This window comes from Saccharothrix xinjiangensis (assembly GCF_039527585.1).
In the GTDB taxonomy this organism is placed as follows: domain Bacteria; phylum Actinomycetota; class Actinomycetes; order Mycobacteriales; family Pseudonocardiaceae; genus Actinosynnema; species Actinosynnema xinjiangensis.
Map to the genome: position 1 here is coordinate 99,278 of NZ_BAAAKE010000011.1, position 19,822 is coordinate 119,099.

General features: G+C 73.7%; 13 protein-coding genes. 10 read left to right on the plus strand and 3 right to left on the minus strand.

Annotated elements, in window-relative coordinates; all coding sequences use genetic code 11:
- Positions 1 to 7: 7 nt before the first annotated feature.
- The 4 genes from ABD223_RS22825 (at position 8) to ABD223_RS22840 (ending at position 8,538) form a co-directional block, all read left to right on the plus strand.
- A complete protein-coding gene (locus ABD223_RS22825) occupies positions 8 to 3,550 on the plus strand; it encodes a DNA topoisomerase (ATP-hydrolyzing) (protein ID WP_344038428.1) in 3,543 nt (1,180 codons plus the stop codon).
- Positions 3,551 to 3,580: 30 nt separating this feature from the next.
- On the plus strand, positions 3,581 to 4,252 hold the full coding sequence (locus tag ABD223_RS22830) for a hypothetical protein (protein WP_344038429.1): 672 nt from the start codon (positions 3,581 to 3,583) through the stop codon (positions 4,250 to 4,252).
- A gap of 23 nt (positions 4,253 to 4,275) precedes the next feature.
- Entirely contained in the window at positions 4,276 to 5,283 is a 1,008-nt protein-coding gene (locus ABD223_RS22835) for a serine hydrolase domain-containing protein (RefSeq protein ID WP_344038431.1), read from the plus strand.
- A 102-nt stretch (positions 5,284 to 5,385) separates the two neighbouring features.
- Complete coding sequence (locus ABD223_RS22840) at positions 5,386 to 8,538, plus strand: NACHT domain-containing protein (protein ID WP_344038432.1); 3,153 nt, start codon at positions 5,386 to 5,388, stop codon at positions 8,536 to 8,538.
- Positions 8,539 to 8,571: 33 nt separating this feature from the next.
- Here the strand turns inward: ABD223_RS22840 and ABD223_RS22845 are convergent, their stop codons facing one another.
- The gene (locus tag ABD223_RS22845; RefSeq protein WP_344038433.1) at positions 8,572 to 9,612 is read right to left on the minus strand and encodes an acyl-CoA dehydrogenase family protein; all 1,041 of its coding nucleotides are present in this window, start codon (positions 9,610 to 9,612) and stop codon (positions 8,572 to 8,574) included.
- Positions 9,613 to 9,744: 132 nt separating this feature from the next.
- Between ABD223_RS22845 and ABD223_RS22850 the strand changes: the two genes are divergently transcribed.
- The 3 genes from ABD223_RS22850 (at position 9,745) to ABD223_RS22860 (ending at position 12,307) form a co-directional block, all read left to right on the plus strand.
- Positions 9,745 to 10,833: an LLM class flavin-dependent oxidoreductase gene (locus ABD223_RS22850; RefSeq protein ID WP_344038434.1), complete on the plus strand. Its 1,089-nt coding sequence runs from the start codon at positions 9,745 to 9,747 to the stop codon at positions 10,831 to 10,833.
- Positions 10,830 to 11,408 carry an FMN reductase gene (locus tag ABD223_RS22855; protein WP_344038435.1) on the plus strand — a complete coding sequence of 193 codons (579 nt, stop codon included), beginning with the start codon at positions 10,830 to 10,832 and terminating at the stop codon, positions 11,406 to 11,408. The genes ABD223_RS22850 and ABD223_RS22855 overlap by 4 nt, the downstream gene beginning before the upstream one ends.
- Before the next feature lie 179 nt (positions 11,409 to 11,587).
- Positions 11,588 to 12,307 carry a GNAT family N-acetyltransferase gene (locus ABD223_RS22860; protein ID WP_344038436.1) on the plus strand — a complete coding sequence of 240 codons (720 nt, stop codon included), beginning with the start codon at positions 11,588 to 11,590 and terminating at the stop codon, positions 12,305 to 12,307.
- Positions 12,308 to 12,326: 19 nt separating this feature from the next.
- Here ABD223_RS22860 and ABD223_RS22865 read toward each other — a convergent pair whose 3' ends face one another.
- Positions 12,327 to 13,496 carry an MFS transporter gene (locus ABD223_RS22865; protein ID WP_344038437.1) on the minus strand — a complete coding sequence of 390 codons (1,170 nt, stop codon included), beginning with the start codon at positions 13,494 to 13,496 and terminating at the stop codon, positions 12,327 to 12,329.
- 299 nt (positions 13,497 to 13,795) lie between these two features.
- On the opposite strand from ABD223_RS22865, the gene hisG reads away from it, so the two are divergent.
- From hisG to ABD223_RS22880, 3 genes are all read left to right on the plus strand, one after another.
- A complete protein-coding gene (gene hisG, locus ABD223_RS22870; protein ID WP_344038438.1) occupies positions 13,796 to 14,659 on the plus strand; it encodes an ATP phosphoribosyltransferase in 864 nt (287 codons plus the stop codon).
- 292 nt (positions 14,660 to 14,951) lie between these two features.
- A complete protein-coding gene (locus ABD223_RS22875; protein WP_344038439.1) occupies positions 14,952 to 15,920 on the plus strand; it encodes an ATP-binding cassette domain-containing protein in 969 nt (322 codons plus the stop codon).
- Positions 15,917 to 16,759 carry an ABC transporter permease gene (locus ABD223_RS22880; protein WP_380645804.1) on the plus strand — a complete coding sequence of 281 codons (843 nt, stop codon included), beginning with the start codon at positions 15,917 to 15,919 and terminating at the stop codon, positions 16,757 to 16,759. Before ABD223_RS22875 ends, ABD223_RS22880 begins: the two co-directional genes overlap by 4 nt.
- Here the strand turns inward: ABD223_RS22880 and ABD223_RS22885 are convergent.
- Entirely contained in the window at positions 16,744 to 19,812 is a 3,069-nt protein-coding gene (locus ABD223_RS22885) for an ATP-binding protein (RefSeq protein ID WP_344038440.1), read from the minus strand. The two genes, ABD223_RS22880 and ABD223_RS22885, sit on opposite strands and share 16 nt — an antisense overlap.
- Positions 19,813 to 19,822: the final 10 nt, after the last annotated feature.

Sequence of the window (19,822 nt, forward strand, 5' to 3'; positions counted from 1 at the left end):
CCCAGCCATGGCACGCCGCAAGACCCCCGTCACCCGGGTCGACCCGTCCGCCTTCGACCGCGCGGGCGCCCAGGTCTTCGACAACTCGCTGACCACCGAGATCGAGGACTCGTACCTGGAGTACGCGTACTCGGTCATCCACTCCCGCGCCCTGCCCGACGCGCGGGACGGCCTGAAGCCGGTGCACCGGCGGATCCTGTTCTCGATGAACGAGCAGGGCCACCGGCCGACGAGCCCCTACGTGAAGTCGTCGCGCGTGGTCGGTGACTGCTTCGTGCGCGGCGCCCTGGTCTCGACCCCGGCCGGGCTGCGCCCGATCGAGGAGGTCGAGGTGGGCGACCTGGTCCTGGACGGCGGTGGTGAGCCGGTCGCCGTCTGCGCCGTGTACGAGAACCCGGTGTCGGAGCTGGTCAGGGTCACCTGGTCCCACGGCGGGACCATGCTCGTGACGCCCGGCCAGCGGTTCCGCACGGTCGGTGACGACCTGGCGGTCGAGTGGACCGACGCCCGCGACCTGGCCGGCAAGCGGACCGCCGGGTTCGGCTCGGCGCGCCACGCGGAGCTCCTCGACGCCGGGCGGGACCTCCACCCCTACGTGCTCGGGCTCCTGGTCGCCGAGGGGTTCGCCGCGGCGGGGGAGGCCAACGGCCGGGTCCGGCTCCGCACGTGCGACGTGGAGCCCCTCGACGTGGCGCACGGCTGGGCGATCGTGAACGGCGTGACGGTGTCGCGCGGCAAGCGCGAGGCGGAGGGGCCGGGGCACCGCGACCAGCACATCCTCACGTTCGCCCCGCACGACGACCTGTCGGAGGTCGCCGCACCGCCCGGCGACGCCAGGCAGGTCCCCGCGGGCGTGCTGGGCGACAGGTCGACCTGGGCGCCCTTCCTGGCGGGCCTGTTCGACGGCGCCGGCGACGTGCGCGGGACGAGCGGGGACATCGCCTTCGCCGCCACGAGCCGGCGGCTGGTCGAGCAGGTGCGCGCGATGCTCGCCGACTGCGGCATCCACGGCTACCACTGGTCCCGGCGGCGCGGCGACGTGCAGGGCTCGGGCGACCGGCAGGGCCTGTCGGTGTCGGGCCGCGACGCGGCGGTGCTGGCGCGGGCCCTGCTGCCCTGGTCGAAGGTCGGCCACAAGCAGGACGGCCTGCGGCAGGTCGTCGAGGAGCCGTCCGCCGCCCACGGCGTGGACGACCGGTCCCGCGACACCGGGGGGATGGCGTTCCTGACCGTCGAGTCGGTGGAGCCGGTCGCCCCGGACACGACGTACGACATCCAGGTCGACACCGAGGAGCACGCGTTCGTGGTGAGCGGGCTCGTGGTGCACAACTGCATGGGCAAGTACCACCCGCACGGCGACACCGCCATCTACGACGCCATGGTGCGGTTGGCCCAGGACTTCTCGCTGAACACGCCGCTCGTCGACGGGCACGGCAACTTCGGCAGCCCGGACGACGGCCCGGCCGCGTCGCGTTACACGGAAGCGCGCATGTCGCCCGCCGCGATGTTGCTGGTCGGGGAGCTGGGCGAGGAGACGGTCGACTTCCGGCCCAACTACGACGGGTCGCTGGAAGAGCCGTCGGTGCTGCCCGCGGCTTTCCCGAACCTGCTGGTCAACGGCACGTCGGGGATCGCGGTCGGCATGGCGACGAACATGATCCCGCACAACCTGGGCGAGGTCGTGGCGGCCGCGCGGCACCTGGTGACGCACCCGGACGCGTCGTTGGACGAGCTGATGGGGTTCGTGCCGGGCCCGGACCTGCCCACGGGCGGGGTGCTGCTGGGGCTGGACGAGGTGCGCAAGGCCTACGAGACCGGGCGCGGCGTGGTGCGGATGCGCGCCAGGGTGGAGACCGGGCCGCTGGAGGGCAGCCGGGGCCGGCAGGCGATCACGATCACCGAGCTGCCGTACGGGGTGGGCCCGGAGAAGATCATCGAGAAGATCACCGACGAGGTGACGAAGTCGAAGCGGCTGACCGGCATCGCGGACGTGAAGGACCTGACCGACCGGGAGAACGGCGTCCGGGTGGTCATCGAGTGCAAGGTCGGCGTGAACCCGCAGGCGCTGCTGGCTGACCTGTACCGGCTCACGCCGATGGAGCAGTCGTTCGGCATCAACAACCTGGTGCTGGTGGAGGGCCAACCTCGGACGCTGGGGCTGAAGGCGCTGCTGGAGGTGTTCCTCCGGCACCGGTACGAGGTGGTGACGCGGCGGACCCGGTACCGGCGGCGCCGGCGCGAGGAGCGGTTGCACCTGGTCGAGGGCCTGTTGAAGGCGCTGCTGGACATCGACAAGGTGATCCGGCTGATCCGGGGCAGCGAGAACGCGGCGGAGGCCAAGGACGGCCTGGTGAAGCGGTTCGCGCTGTCGGAGGTGCAGGCGACCTACATCCTGGACACGCCGTTGCGCCGGTTGACCCGCTACGACGCGCTGGAGCTGGAGGCGGAGCAGGAGAAGCTGCGCGGTGAGATCGCGGAGCTGAGCAAGATCCTGGACGACGAGCGGGTGCTGCGCCGGGTGGTGTCCTCCGAGCTGGGCCGGGTGGCCAAGGACCTGGGTCGGGAGCGGCGGACGGTGCTGCTGGACGGCGACCTGAAGGAGGTCCTGGCGGCGTCGAGGCCGGCCGGGCCGCTGGAGGTGGCGGACGACCCGTGCCAGGTGGTGCTGTCGGCGACGGGCCTGGTGGCGCGCACGGCGGCCGAGTCGGAGGAGGCGACGGAGGCGCGGAAGCGCAGCGGCCGGGTCCGGCACGACGCGGTGGCGGCGGTGGTGCACACGACCGCGCGCGGTCAGGTGCTGCTGGTGACGAACCGGGGTCGGGCGTTCAAGACGGACGTGCTGCCGCTGCCGGTGCTGCCGGAGCAGAGCGGCACGGTGTCGTTGAGCGGCGGCATGGCGGCCGGTGAGCTGGTCGACCTGGTGGCGGGCGAGCGGGTGGTCGGGATCGCGCCGCTGAACCCGGGCGGGTCGCCGGGGCTGGCGCTGGGCACGCGGCTGGGCACGGTGAAGGTCTGCTCGCCGGAGTGGCCGGTGCGGTCGGACGAGTTCGAGGTGATCACCCTCAAGGAGGGCGACGAGGTGGTCGGCGCGACGTGGTTGGGCGGCGCCGACGAGTCGTTGGTGTTCGTGTCGTCGGACGCCTCGCTGCTGCGCTACCCGGTGTCGCTGGTCCGGCCGCAGGGCCTGAAGGGCGGCGGCATGTCGGGCATCAACCTGACGTCGGGCGCGCGGGTGGTGTTCTTCGGCGCGGTGCGCACGGACGACGACGAGCACGGCGAGCCGATGGTCGTGACGTCGACGGGGCAGAGCGTGAAGGTGACGCCGTTCTCGGCGTACCCGGCGAAGGGCCGGGCGACCGGCGGTGTGCGGGCGCAGCGGTTCCTGAAGGGCGAGGACGCGCTGGCGCTGGCGTGGGTCGGGCCGAGGCCCGCGGGCGCGGCGGAGAACGGTTCGCCGGTGGAGCTGCCGGCGGTCGACGAGCGGCGGGACGGTTCCGGGCACGCCCACCCGGGTCCGGACGTGGTGGGCCATCTGGTGGAACGGGGTTGACCGGGCCCGTTCCCGGGCACTGTTGAGGGTGTGATCGCGGAGAGCGGAGTGGTGGTCCCGGCGCGCTTCAGCGGCGCGCCGGACACCGCGCACGGTGGTTACACGTGCGGTGTCCTGGCGTCGTCGGTGGGGCCGGTCGACGGCACGCCGGTGGTCTCGCTGCTGCTGCCGGTGCCGGTGGAGCAGCCGATGCACCTGGAGGTCAGCGCGGACCAGGCGGTGCTGGTGTTCGGCGAGCAGGTGGTGGCCACGATGGTGGCGAGCCCCGACCCGGTGCCGGTGGCGCCGCCCGTGGGGCTGCTGGAGGCGGAGCGGGCGGCGGAGGCCTACGCGGGTTTCGACGCGCACCCGTCGCCGACGTGCTTCGCGTGCGGCCACGACCGCCTGGACGGGTTGCTGCTGTCGCCGGGGTTGGTGGGCGAGAACGCGGTGGCGTGCACGTGGACGCCGGTGGAGACCTCGCCGGAGGTGCTGTGGGCGGCGCTGGACTGCCCGGCGAGCTGGGCGACGGACGAGCCGATGACGCTGACCAGGATGGCGGCCGACCTGGTGTCGCCGCCGGTCCTGGGCGAGCGGCACGTGGTGGTGGCGCGCCAGGTGCAGCGGGTCGGCCCGGTGGCGGCCACGGTGACGTCGATCTACGGGCCGGGTGACGTGCTGGTGGCCACCGCGACGGCGCAGTGGACCGAGCCGGAGCGATGACTCCCGCCGGTCCCGGGCGTCTCATGGGCGTGGAAGAGGTCTTCGAGCGGTACTCCGAGGTCGTGCCGGGTGCGGTGGCGCTGGTGGGGCGGCGCGTGGTCGCCGTGGGCACGACCGCGTTCGGCGGCGTCGAACCGATGCGCCGCGACACCCTGTTCCGCATCGCCTCGATGACCAAGCCGATCACGGCCGCCGCCGCGGTGCTGCTGGCGGAAGAGGGCGCGCTGGACCTGGACGAGCCGGTGGACCGGCTGCTGCCGGAGTTGGCGGGCCGCGGGATCACCGCGCGGCACCTGCTCACGCTGCGACTGGGTTTCGGGCTCGCGTTCGAGCCGTCGCCGGAGTGGGACCGGGCGGTCGCGCTCGGCCTGGCGCTGGGGCCGCCCAAGCCCGCGAGCCCGCACGGGCCGGACGAGTGGCTGCGCCGGTTCGCGTCCGTGCCGCCGATGCGCCCGCCGGGCGAGCGGTGGATGTACGACGCGGGCTTCGCCGTGCTGGGCGTGCTGGTGGCGCGGGCCGGCGGCCGGCCGCTGGGCGCGGTGCTGCGGGAACGGGTCTTCGAGCCGCTGGGCATGGTGGACACCGGCTTCAGCGTGCCGCCGGAGGAGTTGCACCGGCTGCCGCCGTGCTACGCCGACGACGGCTCGGTCTTCGACGACCCGGCGGACAGCCAGTGGTCGCGCGAGCCGGCCTTCCCCGACGCGGCCGGCGGCCTGGTGTCGACGGTGGACGACTACGCGCGGTTCGCCCGGGCGCTGGTGGGCGGTGGCCTGCTGTCGGCGGCGTCGTTGCGGGCCATGACCACCGATCACCTGACCCCGGAGCTGCGGGCGGCCTCGCCGCACGTGCCGATCTTCCTGGGCGAGGCGGGCTGGGGCTTCGGCCTGGCCGTGGAACGCGACCGTTTCGGCTGGTCGGGCGGTTTGGGCACGTCGTTCTCCTGCTACCCGGCGACCGGTGATGTGGAGATCGTGCTGACGCAGCGCACACCGCCGCCGACCGACCTGTTCGACGCCTTCCACGGCCGGTGAAGCCGCGGTGCTGCGCGGTGGCCGGTGCCGAAGACGAGGTGGTGCGGGGCCGGTCGGCGAGGCGCCGTCGGCGATTTTCGTGGTGGGCCTAAGGTCTTCCGGGTGCACCGAAAGCCCGCCCTGACCTTCTCGGGCGCCCTGCGCATCCTCGGCAAGCACGACTCCGAGGTGGTCGCGAAGATCGACAAGGCGTTGGGCGGGGCGATCCTGGCCGCCGGGACGGGCGTGGTGCTGCCGGTCGCGCTGTGGGGCTGGGTCGACCAGAAGAACGAGGCCGTCAGGTTGCTGACCGGGCTCGTCGGCGGGTTGTCGGACCGGTTGGCCGGGGTGCGGGGGCTGGAGCGCCGGGAAGCGGTCCTGGCCGCGCACACCGCCCTCGTCGCGGCGGCGTTCTTCGAGGTGCTGGACGAGACGCTGGGCAAGGCGGTGCGCGAGCTGGCCATCACCGAGGAGGAGCGGCGGTTCCTCGTCACCGGCCGGAGCAAGCGCACGGCGCACCAGTTCTACGAGGACCTGTACCGCTCGGAGGTCCCCGCGCCGTCACCCTCGTGCGGCTTCCACGAGAACCTGGAGCGCATCGCCGAGTGGCTCGTCGTCATGGCCCACCGGCTGTACCTCTTCATCGGCGGCCTGGACGTCGAGCGCGGGCTCACCGTGCACTTCGGCGACGACTTCCGCGGGCAGGTCCTCGGCCGCTACGAGTCGCACTACCTGCGGTTGGCCGAGAAGGCGCCGGAGTTCGTGTTCTGGGCCGTGCTCGGGGAGCACGCCGCCTCGCGGCGCCGGATCGACGTCCTGGACGCGGACCTGCGGACCGCGCTGGACGACCAGGGGCAGGCGCTGTCGCAGGTCATGGCCCTGCTGTCGCTGGTGTCCGAACGCGGAACGGGCGTCGACCGCCACCGCGAGGGACTGCACAGGGTGAACACCGGCGTGCTGGACCAGCCGATCGTGCCCGGCGACGCCGAGCGCTACGACACCGAGGTCACGTTCCCGACCATCGAGCGGGCGTTCCTCACACCGCACTACCGGATCGCGGCGCACGGCAGGGAGTCGCGGCCCTCCGACGAGGACTGGTGGTCGGAGCACGAGGTCTCGCGGGACCTGGAGGTGATGCTGGCCGCGTACCTGACGTCCGCCGACGCCACCAGGGCGCCGATGCTGGTCCTCGGCCACCCCGGCGCCGGCAAGTCGATCCTCACCAAGGTGCTCGCGGCCCGCCTGCCGCCCGAGGAGTACACGGTGGTGCGGGTGCCGCTGCGCAACGTGGCGGCCGGCGCGCCGATCATCGACCAGGTCCAGCAGGCCTTGGACCAGGCCACGAACAACCGGGTGCAGTGGCAGGCCGTCACCGACCACGGGGTGGACACCGTGCTGGTCGTCCTGCTCGACGGCCTCGACGAGCTGCTCCAGGCCGCCGCCTTCGGCCGCAGCGGCTACCTCCAGGAGGTCATGGAGTTCCAGCGCATCGAGGAGGAGCAGAACCGCCCGGTCGCCGTGGTCGTCACGTCGCGGACGGTCGTCTCCGATCGCGTCGACATCCCGGAGGGCTCGCCGGTCGTCAAGCTGGAGGAGTTCACCGACGACCAGGTCGGCGCCTGGCTGGAGGAGTGGTCGACCACCAACGCGATGATGGTCCGGGTCGGCGCGGTGCGCGCGTTGACCGCGGACGAGGCGCTCCACCTGCGCCACCTGGCCCGCCAGCCGTTGCTGCTGCTCATGCTCGCGCTCTACGCGGCCGATCCCCGGTCGCCCAAGCTCGACGCCGGCCTGTCGACGTCGGCGCTGTACGAGAGGATCTTCGACAACTTCGCGCGGCGCGAGGTGCGCAAGCGCGCCGGCGCCCGGCTGCCCGACGACGAGGTGGAGCGCCGGGTGGTCGACCAGGTGTTCCGCCTGTCGGTCGCGGCGCTGGCGATGTTCAACCGGGGCGTCCAGCACGTGCGGGAGGTCGAGCTGCGCGCGGACCTCGCCGCGCTCGCCGGTGGCTGCGACCTGCCCGACGACGCGGGGACGCGCCTGCTGGGCGAGTTCTTCTTCGTCCACGCGCCGGAGGCGGTGCTCAGGGGCAAGGAGCGGTCCTACGAGTTCCTGCACTCCACGTTCGGGGAGTACCTGGTCGCCCGGCACGTGGTGGGCGAGCTGGCCGCGCTGGCGGACGCGGCGTACGGCGGTCGTTACGGCGACCGCCCGCTGGACGACGAGATGCTGTTCGCGCTGCTCTGCCACCAGGTCTGGGCCGCCCGCCCCTCGATCGCCCAGTTCGCGGTGGAGATCCTCACCACCGCGCCCGCCGGCGAACTGCGGGACGTCCGGCGCGCCCTGGAACAACTCCTCCGGTCCCACCGGGGGCGGCGGCGCTCCAACCGGTACGACGGCTACCGGCCGACACCCGTGGACTTCATCCGCCAGGCGGCGGTGTACTCGGCGAACCTGACCACGCTGGCGATCTGGTGCGGCGCCCAGGACACCGGTTTCAGCCTGGTCGGCCCCTTCGGCGACGACCGGGAGGAGGCGCTGGCGAACTGGCGGTCCGCCCTGTTCCTGTGGCGCTCCGGCCTCGACCCCGACAGCTGGCAGGCCCTGCTGTTCTCGTTGAGCGCCGTCGACGCGACCACCCTGCGCCCGACGCGGACACCCCCGCACCCCTCGCCGGCGGGGATGGAGGAGTACTGGTTGGCCCGCGTCGGCGCCGACCCGGTGCACGCCTCGCGGGTCCGCTGGGGCCTGGGGTTGGTCGACGGGCACGTCTTCCTCGAACAGGGTTCGAACTGGGCCGGGGAGGCGCTCAGGTGGATCGTGCCGGCCCTGGTGTCGGCCTGGGAGGTGTCGACGTCGGTCGTCGAGGACCCGCCCCGGGGCGTCCGCGACGGGGACGTCGAGGAGGTGGGCGGCGCGCTGTCCCTGTTGTTGCGGGTGCGCGTGAAGGAGCTGCCCAGGGAGTTCATCACCAAGGTGGCCCAGAGCCTGGCCCGGTACCCGGAGCCGTTCAGGGTGAGCGTGGAGACCGTGCTGGCGGTGGTCTACTTCCACCCGGCCGTCCTCCTGGAGGTGCCGCAGTGGCAGGACCCCGCTTTCTACGGGCGCCGGCGCGAGGACCTGCACCTCATCATGGACTGGGCCTACGCGGACGGGCGGCTCGACCCCGCGCTGTTCCGGCGGTGGACCGAGCTGCGCACCCGGCTCCTGGGCGAGGACGTGCCGAGGAAGTCGCCGGAGGGCAGCCGGGCGGACCTGTTCCTCCACCTCGACTAGCTGCCCGCCCGGCGCGGCGTCGGCCGACCCCGGTCAGCCCCCGTCCGGTCCGCCGACGAAGACCTGCGCGTACCGCTCCAGGTTGGCGTTGGGGTGCAGCACGGCGTGCAGGCTCAGCGCGTGCACGTCCCGCCGGACGCGGTGCAGCACCGGGTCGTCGCCCGTCAGCACGTCGACCGCGTCCTTGGCCCGCAGGCACGCCTCGATCAGGTCCTGCCGCACCCACGCCCGCTCCTTGGGCGTCCACGTGCCGCGGGCGGTCGCCTTCGCGTCGACCACCGAGGCGGCGCGGTTCGCGTGCAGCTCCGCGCCGTCGGCGAGCACCGCGGCCTCCCTGGTGCGGGGACCGTCGGTCGCGAGCCCGAGCGCCGCGCGGACCAGGCCGACCGCGGGGCCGCCGACCGTCGCGCACGCGGCCGGCGTGTAAGGGGCGCGGAACAGCGCCTCCGCCCGCGTCGGGTCGCCCTCCAGCAGCGGCGTCAGCGGCAGGACGCGGTCCGCGGGCACGAACACGTCCCTGGCCAGCGTGGTCACGCTGCCCGTGGCGCGCAGGCCGGTGGTGTGCCAGTCGTCCACGACCTCCAGGTCGGCCACCGGCAGGGCCAGCACCACCGGCTCCCGGTGCGGCGCCAGCAGGGCGGCGTTGGTGGTCCAGTCGCACTGCGGCGCGCCCGTGGTGAACGCCCACCGCCCGTTGACCAGCACCCCGCCGGGCACGGGCGCGGCGGTCGCGGTCGGGCTGAGGATGCCGGTGACCCGCGCGTCGGGTTTGGCGAAGACCTCCTCCCGCACGTGGTCGGGGAACCGGCCGGCCACCCACGTCGAGACCGCCCACACCGCCGCCGTCCAGGCCGCCGACCCGTCGCCGCGGGCCAGCTCGGCGACCACCCGCAGCACCGTGCCCAGGTCGGCCTCGTGGCCGCCGTGCCCGGCGGGCGCGCGCAGGCGGAGCACGCCCGCGTCGGCCATGGCCTCCAGCGCCTCGTCGTGCAGGCGGCGGTGCCGCTCGCCCCAGTCGGCGCGGGCGTGCAGCACCGGGACGATCGCGGCGGCCCGCCGGACGAGCTCGTCCACCGCAGCCTCCCCCAGTTCTCGCGTTGGTCTCCCACCTTGGCGTGGGCCACGCCACCCGGCAAGCACGGAATAGCGGGGCGTCGGGTACGGTTGGGCAAGTTAGTTGAAAGTGCAACTACTTGAGGAGTGGTCATGCAGTTCGGTGTCTTCACCGTCGGTGACGTGACGCCCGACCCCACGACGGGCCGGACGCCGACCGAGGCCGAGCGCATCAAGGCGATGGTCACGATCGCGCTCAAGGCCGAGGAGGTCGGCCTCGACGTGTTCGCGACCGGCGAGCACCACAACCGGCCGTTCGTGCCGTCCTCGCCGACCACCATGCTCGGCTGGATCGCGGCCCGGACCGAGCGGCTGCTCCTGTCCACCGCCACCACCCTCATCACCACCAACGACCCGGTCAAGATCGCCGAGGACTACGCGATGCTCCAGCACCTGGCCGACGGCCGGGTGGACCTGATGATGGGCCGGGGGAACACCGCTCCCGTGTACCCGTGGTTCGGTCGCGACATCCGCGACGGCATCGACCTCGCGATCGAGAACTACGCGTTGCTGCACAAGCTGTGGCGGGAGGACGTCGTGGACTGGGAGGGCAAGCACCGCACGCCGCTCCAGTCGTTCACCTCCACACCGCGCCCGCTCGACGACGTGCCCCCGTTCGTGTGGCACGGCTCGATCCGCAGCCCGCAGATCGCCGAGCAGGCCGCCTACTACGGCGACGGCTTCTTCGCCAACCACATCTTCTGGCCCAAGGAGCACTTCCAGCGGCTGATCACGTTCTACCGGGAGCGCTACGAGCACCACGGGCACGGCGCCGCGCACCAGGCGATCGTCGGCCTGGGCGGCCAGGTGTTCATGCGCCGCAACTCGCAGGACGCGGTGCGCGAGTTCCGGCCGTACTTCGACAACGCGCCGGTGTACGGGCACGGGCCGTCGCTGGAGGAGTTCACCGAGCAGACCCCGCTGACCGTCGGCAGCCCGCAGGAGGTCGTCGAGAAGACCCTGACCTTCCGCGACCACTTCGGCGACTACCAGCGGCAGCTGTTCCTGATGGACCACGCCGGCCTGCCGCTGAAGACCGTGCTGGAGCAGCTGGACCTGCTGGGCGAGATCCTGCCCGCGCTGCGCCGCGAGTTCGCGATCGGGCGGCCCGCCGACGTGCCCGACGCGCCCACCCACGCCTCGCTGGTCGAGGCCCGCGCCGGGAAGGCGGACGCGCGATGACGACGCTGGCGGTGGTGCACGCGGGCCTCGGCTCGCCGTCGTCGACCGAGCTGCTGGCCGGTCGGCTGGCCGGCGCGGTGTCGGCCCGCCTGCCGGGTGCGGAGGTGCGCACGGTGCACCTCCGCGACCTGGCCCGGGACGTGGCCGACAACCTCGTCACCGGGTTCCCCGGGCCGAGGCTGCGGTCGGCGGTGGAGGACGTCGTCGGCGCCGACGGGCTGATCGCGGTGACGCCGACGTTCAACGCGTCCTACAGCGGGCTGTTCAAGTCGTTCGTCGACGTGCTGGAGCCGGAGTCGCTGGCCGGCAAGCCGGTGCTGCTCGGGGCGACCGGCGGGACCGAGCGGCACTCCCTGGTCCTCGACCACGCCCTCCGGCCCCTGTTCGCCTACCTGCGGGCGGTCGTCGTGCCGACCGGTGTGTACGCGGCGTCGTCGGACTGGGGCGCGGAGGGGTTGCCGGCGCGGATCGAGCGGGCGGGCGGCGAACTGGCCGACCTGGTGGCCGGCCGCGCGCCCGCGGCCGAGCCCGCGATGGACTTCGTGCCGTTCGACCGGTTGTTGGCCGAGCGGTGAGCCGTCCGCGGGCGGGCGTTGCCGGCGGGGTTGAGGACGGGCGTTCGCCGGAGGTGTGCCGGGTGTGGTCCGCGACCGGTGGCAGTGTCGCGGACCGCCCGGCTCCGCCGAGCAGAGCAGGGCGCGCCCCGCGGAAACAGGCCTGACCGCCCGCCCGCGCCGCACGTAGGGTGCCGATCATGTCAGCCTCGCTCCACCTCGCGGTGCGCAACGCCGAAGCGCTGACCACCGCGCTCGCCCGCACCCGCGGCCACGAGCTGGTGACCCGCCCCGGTTTCCTGGCGATGACCGGGCCGAGCCTGTCGCGCGTGCTGGTGCGCCGGCCCGACCCGGCGGCCGACGACCTCGACGAGATCCGGTCGCTGGTCGGGCGGGCCGAGGCGCGGGTGGTGGTGGAGGACTCCTTCGGCGCCGTCGACGGCGCCGCGCTCGGCCTGACCGCGCTCGGCCTGACCGCCGGCCACCTGCCGGTCATGGTCCGGGAGCCCGGACCGCTGCCCGCTCCCGCCGTCGAGGTCACGCGCGTCCGCACCGCGGCCGAGCTCGCGGTGGCGGAGCGGGTCGTGGTCGACGGGTTCCCGATGTCCGGCTTCCCTCCCGGCCAGGCGCTGCCCGCCGGCCTCCTCGACGCCGACGGGTTCCACCTGCACCTGGCCCGGCGCGCCGGCGAACCCGCGGGCGCGTGCCTGACCGTCGTCGGCGAGGGCGTCGGCGGCGTGTACTGGGTGGCCACCCTGCCCGCGCACCGCTCGCGCGGCGTCGGCCGCGCCCTGGTGCACGCGGTCCTCAACGAGTTCCCCGTGCCGATGACCCTGACCGCCACCGCGGCCGGCCGCCCGCTCTACGACTCGCTCGGCTTCTCCGTCGTCGCCCGAGCCACCTGGTGGTCCAACGACTGACCCGGCTCCGGCCCGGTGCTCACGACCGCCGGGCCGACCCGGTCCCTCGACGGGCACGGGTCGCGAGCGGCCACCAGACGACCAGCTGGACCACGGCCAGCGCCGCCGCGAACGGCACGAGCGCCCACGCGCCCGCGCCCTGCGCCAGCGCGCCGGCCAGCCACGGCAGGGCGGCTCCGCCCACCACCGAACCGGCGTTCACCACGCCGATGGCGGCGGGCGCGAGCCGTTCGGTGGTCAGCCTCGGCACGAACGCCATCGTGGTCGGGAACACCGGGCCGAGGAAGAAACCCAGCAGCACCAGGCCGACCACCGCGGCGCCGGGCAGCGACCAGACGACCGCGGCCGCGGCGACGCCGACCAGGCAGGTGGTCATCAGGCCGGTGTCGGTCAGCCCCAGCCTCGCGCCCAGCGGGCTGATCAGGAAGCGGCCCAGGGTCAGCCCCAGCCAGTAGCCGCCGACCGCGTACCCGGCGAACTGGTCGGACAGGCCGCGCGAGTCGACCAGGTGGCTGAACGCCCAGTTGCCGACACCGAGCTCCAGTCCTACGTAGACGGTCAGCAGGATCGCGCCCAGCAGCACCCCCGGCTGCCGCAGCGCGGTCGTGGCCAGGCCGCCGGGGGCGCGTTCCCGGGACGCGCCCGGCGCCGTCGACCGCGGGTGCGCCAGCAGGAAGCCCACCACCAGCGGCACGCTCGCCAGGCCGAGGACCAGCCAGACCGCGGGCCACGGCGCGTGCGCCAGCACCCGGGTGGCCAGGACGGGGCCGAGCAGGGCGCCGACGCCGAAGAACGCGTGCAGGCGGTTGAGCAGCCCGGTGGCGCCGGGCAGGGCGGCGAGCTGGGCGTTGAGGGCGGACTCCAGCAGGCCCGTGGCGTAACCGACGGCCAGCTGGAGCAGCACCAGCACCGCGAACGCCGGGCGCGCGGCCGTGACCAGGGCGGTGAGGGCGTAGAGCGAGCCGCCGGCGACGAGCGTGGCGCGGTAGCCGAACCGGTGGAGCAGCGCGCCCGCACTGGCGCCGGCGGCCACGAAACCCGCGGAGCCGGTGAAGAAGGTGAGGCCGATCGTGGCCCGGTCCACGCCGTAGTCGCCGATCTGCTCGACCAGCAGCACGCCGCCCGCGCCGGTGCCGGCGCCGATGAGCGCGAACGCCGCGTAGGCGAGGAGCACCGCGGGTCTGCGCACGGGCGAACCTCCCGATCGGGTGATCGCCACAGGGTAGTGGAATAGCCCCGCGCGATCACGCGATAATGCAATTCGGACATTTCCGATCGGGCGTGCTGTCGGGTTTCGTGGCTTTTCGGGGTGTGTCGCCCGGTGAATCGGCCGGGGTGGCGCGGAAAGCGCGCCCGGGTGACCCCCGCTCAACCGGTGGGAGCCGCGAACGGGTGATCGTGCCACGACACCGCGTGGTTTCCACACCGTGGGACGACGGGGTGTGCCCGGGACGGGGAAGCGGTGCCCGGTGTGGGAGACTGCGCGCCATGGCTCCTCTTCGCTTCGCCCTGCCCAACAAGGGTTCGTTGAGTGCTCCCGCGGCGCAAATGCTGGCGGAAGCGGGCTACCGGGTGAACAGGTCCGGCCGTGAGCTGATCGTGGCGGACCCGGCAAATGATGTGCAGTTCTTTTTCCTCCGGCCCCGGGACATCGCGGTGTACGTCGGGGAGGGGTCGTTGGACGTCGGTATCACCGGCCGCGACTTGCTGCTCGATTCGACGGTGTCCGCCAAGGAAATCCTGCCGCTCGGCTTCGGGCGGGCGAAGTTCTTCTTCGCGTCCAAGCCCGGCACCATCGACGACGCGGCGGGGCTGGAGGGCAAGCGGATCGCGACCAGCTACCCGAACCTGGTCGAGCAGCACCTGGACGACCTGAACATCAAGGCGCACCTGGTGCGGCTGGACGGCGCGGTGGAGACGGCCGTCGAGCTGGGCGTGGCCGACGCGATCGCCGACGTGGTGGAGACCGGCATCACGCTGAAGACCTCGGGCCTGGAGACGTTCGGCACGCCGATCCTCAAGTCGGAGGCCGTGCTGATCCAGGGCGACACCGTCGCCGACACGCCGGAGTCGGTGCGCGCGGTGGAGATCCTGCACCGGCGGCTCCAGGGCGTGCTGATCGCCCGCCGCTACGTGATCCTCGACTTCGACTGCCCGGCGGAGGCGCAGGAGGAGGCGTTCAAGCTGGTGCCCGGCATCGAGTCGCCCACCGTCTCGCCGCTGGCCCGCGAGGGCTGGGTCGCGGTCCGCTCGCTGGTGCCGCGCGACGACGCCCCGTTCATCATGGACGAACTGTGGCGCGTGGGCGCCCGCGCCATCCTGGTCAGCTCCCTGGACACCTGCCGCATCTAAAAACCCCCGCGTGTCCTCCACTCGGACATCGCGTGTCGTCCACTCGGACACCACGAACTCCACGTTCACGCACGCCCCCGGTGTGCGCGAACGTGGAGTTCGTCGTTTCCGAACGTAGAACTCGGTGGTCCTGAGTGTGCGACACGGTGGTCCTGAGTGTTCGACTCGCGATGCTTGAGTGGAGGACACGCGATGCCTGAGTGGAGGACACGCGGTGCTAGGTCTGGTCTAGCGGGGAACTCGCGACTGAGGGGTGGGGTCTTGGGCCCCGTGACATCCTGGAGAGGACAAGATGAACGCCATCGAAACGTCGGGCCTGGTCAAGGTTTTCGGCGACACCCGCGCGGTGGACGGCGTCGACCTGACCGTGCCCGCCGGGACGGTGTACGGCCTGCTCGGCCCCAACGGGGCGGGCAAGACCACGACGGTGCGGATGCTGGCCACGTTGCTGCGGCCCGACGGGGGAGAGGCCCGGGTCTTCGGCCACGACGTGCGCGCCGACCCGAACGCCGTGCGCTCGCTGGTCAGCCTCACCGGCCAGTACGCCTCGGTCGACGAGGACCTGACCGGCACCGAGAACCTGGTCATGCTCGCCAGGCTCCTCGGCCACGGCCGGGCGCACGCGCGCAGCCGCGCGGAGCGGCTGCTGGAGGCGTTCGGCCTCACCGACGCGGCCGGCAAGCAGGTCAAGCACTACTCGGGCGGCATGCGCCGCCGGCTGGACATCGCGGCCAGCATCCTCAACACCCCGAAGCTGCTGTTCCTGGACGAGCCCACCACGGGCCTCGACCCGCGCAGCCGCAACCAGGTGTGGGACATCGTCCGGGCGGTCGTCGCCCACGGCACCACCGTGCTGCTCACCACCCAGTACCTCGACGAGGCCGACCAGCTCGCCTCCCGCATCGCGGTGATCGACCACGGCCGGGTCATCGCCGAGGGCACCAAGGGCGAGCTGAAGGCGTCGGTGGGCGTCGGCGCGGTGCACCTGCGCCTGCGCGACGCCGAGCAGCGCCCGTCGGCCCAGCGCGTGCTGGCCGACGTGCTCGGCGCCGAGGTGCTGCTCGACCACGACCCGCTCGCGCTCACCGCCCGGCTGTCCGGCCACGCCACCGAGCAGGCCGCCGAGGTGCTGTCCCGGCTCGCCCGCGAGGGCATCACCGTGGACAACTTCTCCCTGGGCCAGCCCAGCCTGGACGAGGTCTTCCTCGCCCTGACCGACAAGAAGAAGAGCAAGAACGAGAACGAGGAGGCGGCGGCGTGACCGTCACCAAGGACGCGGAACCGCTGTCCGCGCCCAAGACCGAGGACCTGGCCGCGGTCCTGCTGGAGACCGAGCGCCCGCCGCGGCCGTCCGCGCTGTCGGCGTCGCTCACGTTCGGCTGGCGCGCCGTGCTCAAGATCAAGCACGTGCCCGAGCAGCTGTTCGACGTGACCGCGTTCCCGATCATGATGATCCTGATGTTCACGTACCTGTTCGGCGGCGCGCTGGCCGGCTCGCCGGGCGAGTACATCCAGTACCTGCTGCCCGGCATCACGGTCACCAGCGTCGTCATGATCACCATGTACACGGGTCTCGCGGTGAACACCGACATCGAGAAGGGCGTGTTCGACCGGTTCCGGACGCTGCCGATCTGGCGGCCCGCGCCGATGGTCGGCTACATCCTGGGCGACCTGCTGCGCTACGTGCTCGCCTCCACCACGATCGTGGTCGTCGGCCTGATCCTCGGCTTCCGGCCCGGCGGCGGGTTCGTCGGCGTCGTGCTCGGCGTCGCGCTGCTGGTCGCCTTCTCGTTCGCGTTCTCCTGGGTCTGGACCATGTTCGGCCTGCTGATGCGCAGCGAGAAGTCCGTGATGGGCGTGAGCATGTTGGTGCTGTTCCCGCTGACGTTCCTGTCCAACGTCTACGTCATGCCCACCACGATGCCCGGTTGGCTCCAGGCGTTCGTCAACGTCAACCCGATCACCAAGCTGGTCGACGCGGTGCGCGCGCTGATGGGGGGCGAGTTCAACGCCGACGCGATGCTGTGGACGCTGGGTTACTGCGTGGCCTTCACCGTGGTGTTCGGCTCGCTGACCATGCGCCTCTACAACAAGAAGTGAACCCGTCCTGAGTAGACGCACGTCGCCCCGGTCGAGACGGTCTCCCGCAGGTGGGCCGCGAGACCGGGGTGGCGCGCGTCGAGCTTGCGCAGCGCGTCGCGGATGCGGGCGGTGACGGTCTTGCGCGCCCGCTCGGCCTCGTCGCCGAGCCTCCTGGTGCGCCCGGCCAGCCCGGCCGCGGCGCGCAGCTCCTCCAGCAGGGCCGCCCGCTCCCGGTCGAGCGCGGCGGCCCGGTCGTCGTCGGGCGCCCGGTCGATCTCCTCGTCCAGCAGCGCCAGGCGGCGCCGGTAGCGGGCCTTGGCCTCGTCGTCGAGCACCGGGTCGCCGCCGAGCCGCGCGAACGCCACCGCGTCCGGCGCGAGCAGCGCCGCCGCGGGCACCGCCTCGCCGGGTTTGCCGAGGAGCACGTGTAAATCACGCAGCCCCTTGGAGTCCGGCACCCGCACCGTCACCCCGCCGAACGACAGCGCCCACACCTCGCCGTCGCGGCGGAACTCGTCGGCCGGTCCGGCGTCGGCGTGCCGCGCCAGGGTCGGCACGACCCCGGGCGCCGCGCCGTGCCGCACGCGCGCCGCCGCGGCGAGGTGACGGTCCGCCAGCTCGGCCCACGGCCGGGCCCGCATCCGCTCGGCCGACCGGCGCGCCGCGGTCAGCTCCGCCACGGCCTCGTCGCACCGGCCCAGCACCAGGTCCGCCACGCCCAGCCACAGGTCGACCGGGCCGCTGATGTCGCACCCGTACAGCGACACCAGCCACTTGCCGCGGTGCGGCGCCAGCAGCTCGCGCGCCCGCGCCGCCAGTGCGCGGTCACCCGCGGCGGCGGCGAACTGGGCCAGGAACCGCAGCCGCAGCGAGCCCAGCGCCAGCCGGTGCCGCTCGTCCGGCGCGGACGGGTCCAGCGGGTCCAGGTGGACGCGGGCCGCCTCGACGTCGCCGCGCTCCAGCGCCGTGAGGCCGAGCAGCAGCCCGGCGGCCGGGTGCGTGCTGGCGGCCAACTCCGCCGCCAACTCCGCCGTCAGCTCGTCCAGCTCGGCGAACCGGCCCTGCGGCAGCAGCAGCGCCCACCGCAGGTGCAGGTACATCACCGCGAACCAGGAGTGGCCCCGCGCGCCCAGGTCGACGGCCTTGGCCAGCATCGCCTCGGCCTCGGCGTACCGGCCGTGCAGGGTGCAGATGATCGACTGGTCGATGGCGGAGGAGAAGCTGTACCTGGTGGCGCCCAACCGGTCCGCCAGGGCCACGAACGCGTGCAGCTGGTCCAGGTAGCGCGGGTCGCCCAGCTCCACCAGCGCCACCCAGCGCAGCGAGGACGCGAACTGCTCGGCGTTGTGGTCGCCGCTGCGGCGCGCCACGGTGATCAGCTCGTCGGTCAGCGCCAGCCGCTGCTCGGCGTCGGCGATGCCGGCGGAGGTGTCGTGCGCCACCCACAGGCCCGAGGCGAGCGCGGTGTCGTCGGCGGCCACCTCCGCGGCGCGCACGCCCATCCGGCGGGCCAGCTCCTCCACCGGCACGTCCGGCGGCGGTCCGATGAACCGGCCGTACGCCTCGCGCAGCAGCCGCTCGCTCGCCTCCCGCTGGTCGCCGAACCGGAAGCAGGCCAGCGCCACGCGGGCCAGGGGCTCCGGGTCGGCGAGCGACCGGGCCAGGTCGGCGGCCTCGTCGAAGACGCGGTGCGCGACGGCGTGGTCGGACACGTGCCACAGCTCGGCGCCCAGCTCGACGGCCACGGCTATCCGCCGGAGCGGACCGCGCGCCCGCGCCAACGCCCGTCGGTAGTGGCCCACCGCCTCCTCGAACGCGAACCGGCTGCCCGCGTCCCGGGCCGCCGCCACGATCACGTCGACCGCGCGGTCGGCGGGCAGCCGGTCGCCCGCCAGGTGCGCGTGCCGGGCCAGGTCCGCGGGCAGCACCAGCTCGGCCAGGTCGCCCTCCAGCGCCCGCACCACGGCGGCGTGCCGCTCGCCCGCGTCGGGCAGCGCGTCGTACAGCGCCTCGCGCACCAGGTCGTGGGCGAAGGCGAACCGCCCGCCGCCCACGTCGTGCACCAGCCGCGCCCGCACGGCCTGCTCCAGCAGCCGGTCGACCCCGGGTGTCGGCGGGGCCGTAGGTGTTGGCAGGGCCCCGGGCGTCGGCAGGGCCTCGGGCGTCGGCAGGGCCCGGGGTGTCGGCGGGGCCGCGGTCGCGGCCAGCACCCGCCGGTCGAACTCGCGCCCCAGCACGGCCGCCGCGGCCAGCAGCTCGCCGACCGGGTCGGGCAGCAGCGACAGCCGCCGCCGCACCGCGTCCCGCACGCCCGGCGCGACCGCGGTCACCGGGCCGTCGCCGTGCCAGAGGCGGGCGGTCTGCTCGACGAAGAACGGGTTGCCGCCGGTGCGCCGGTGCACCTCGGCGACCAGTTCCGGGTCCGGCTCCCGGCCCGCCGTGCGGGTCATCAGCTCGCGGACCCCGGAGGGGTCGAGCCCGGTCAGCGCGAGGGTGGTGGCGCGGCCGAGCAGCGGCGTCAGCAGCGGGCGCGCGGGGTGCTCCTCGGCGTCCACCTCGGCGTCGCGGTAGGTGCCGACCAGCAGCAGCCGCTCGAACCAGGTGTGCCGGGCGGCGAACTCCAGCAGCTTCAACGAAGCCGGGTCGGCCCAGTGCAGGTCCTCCAGCACGACCACCACCGGTCGGTGGTGCGACACGGCGACCAGCGCGGTGGTCACCGCGTCGTAGAGCGGGAAGTTCTCCGGCGGCTGCTCGACGGGCGCCTCGCCGAGCAGCACGGCCAGGGGCGCCCGGTCGACCGCGGCCCACTCCTCGGCGGTGGCGGCCCGGCGCAGCGCCCGCACCACCTGCACCCACGGCCAGTAGCCCGGCGCGCTGTCGGAGTCCCAGCACGACCCGGCGAGCACCAGCGCGCCCCGTTGCCGCGCCTGCTCGGCCGCTCCGGTCACCAGGGTGGTCTTGCCGATCCCGGGTTCGCCGGCGACCAGCACCAGCCCGCCGTGGCTGCGGGTGGCGCGGTCGACCTCGGCGTGCAGCACCCCGGCTGGGTGGTCACGTCCGATGAGTCGCATGGCAGGTGGA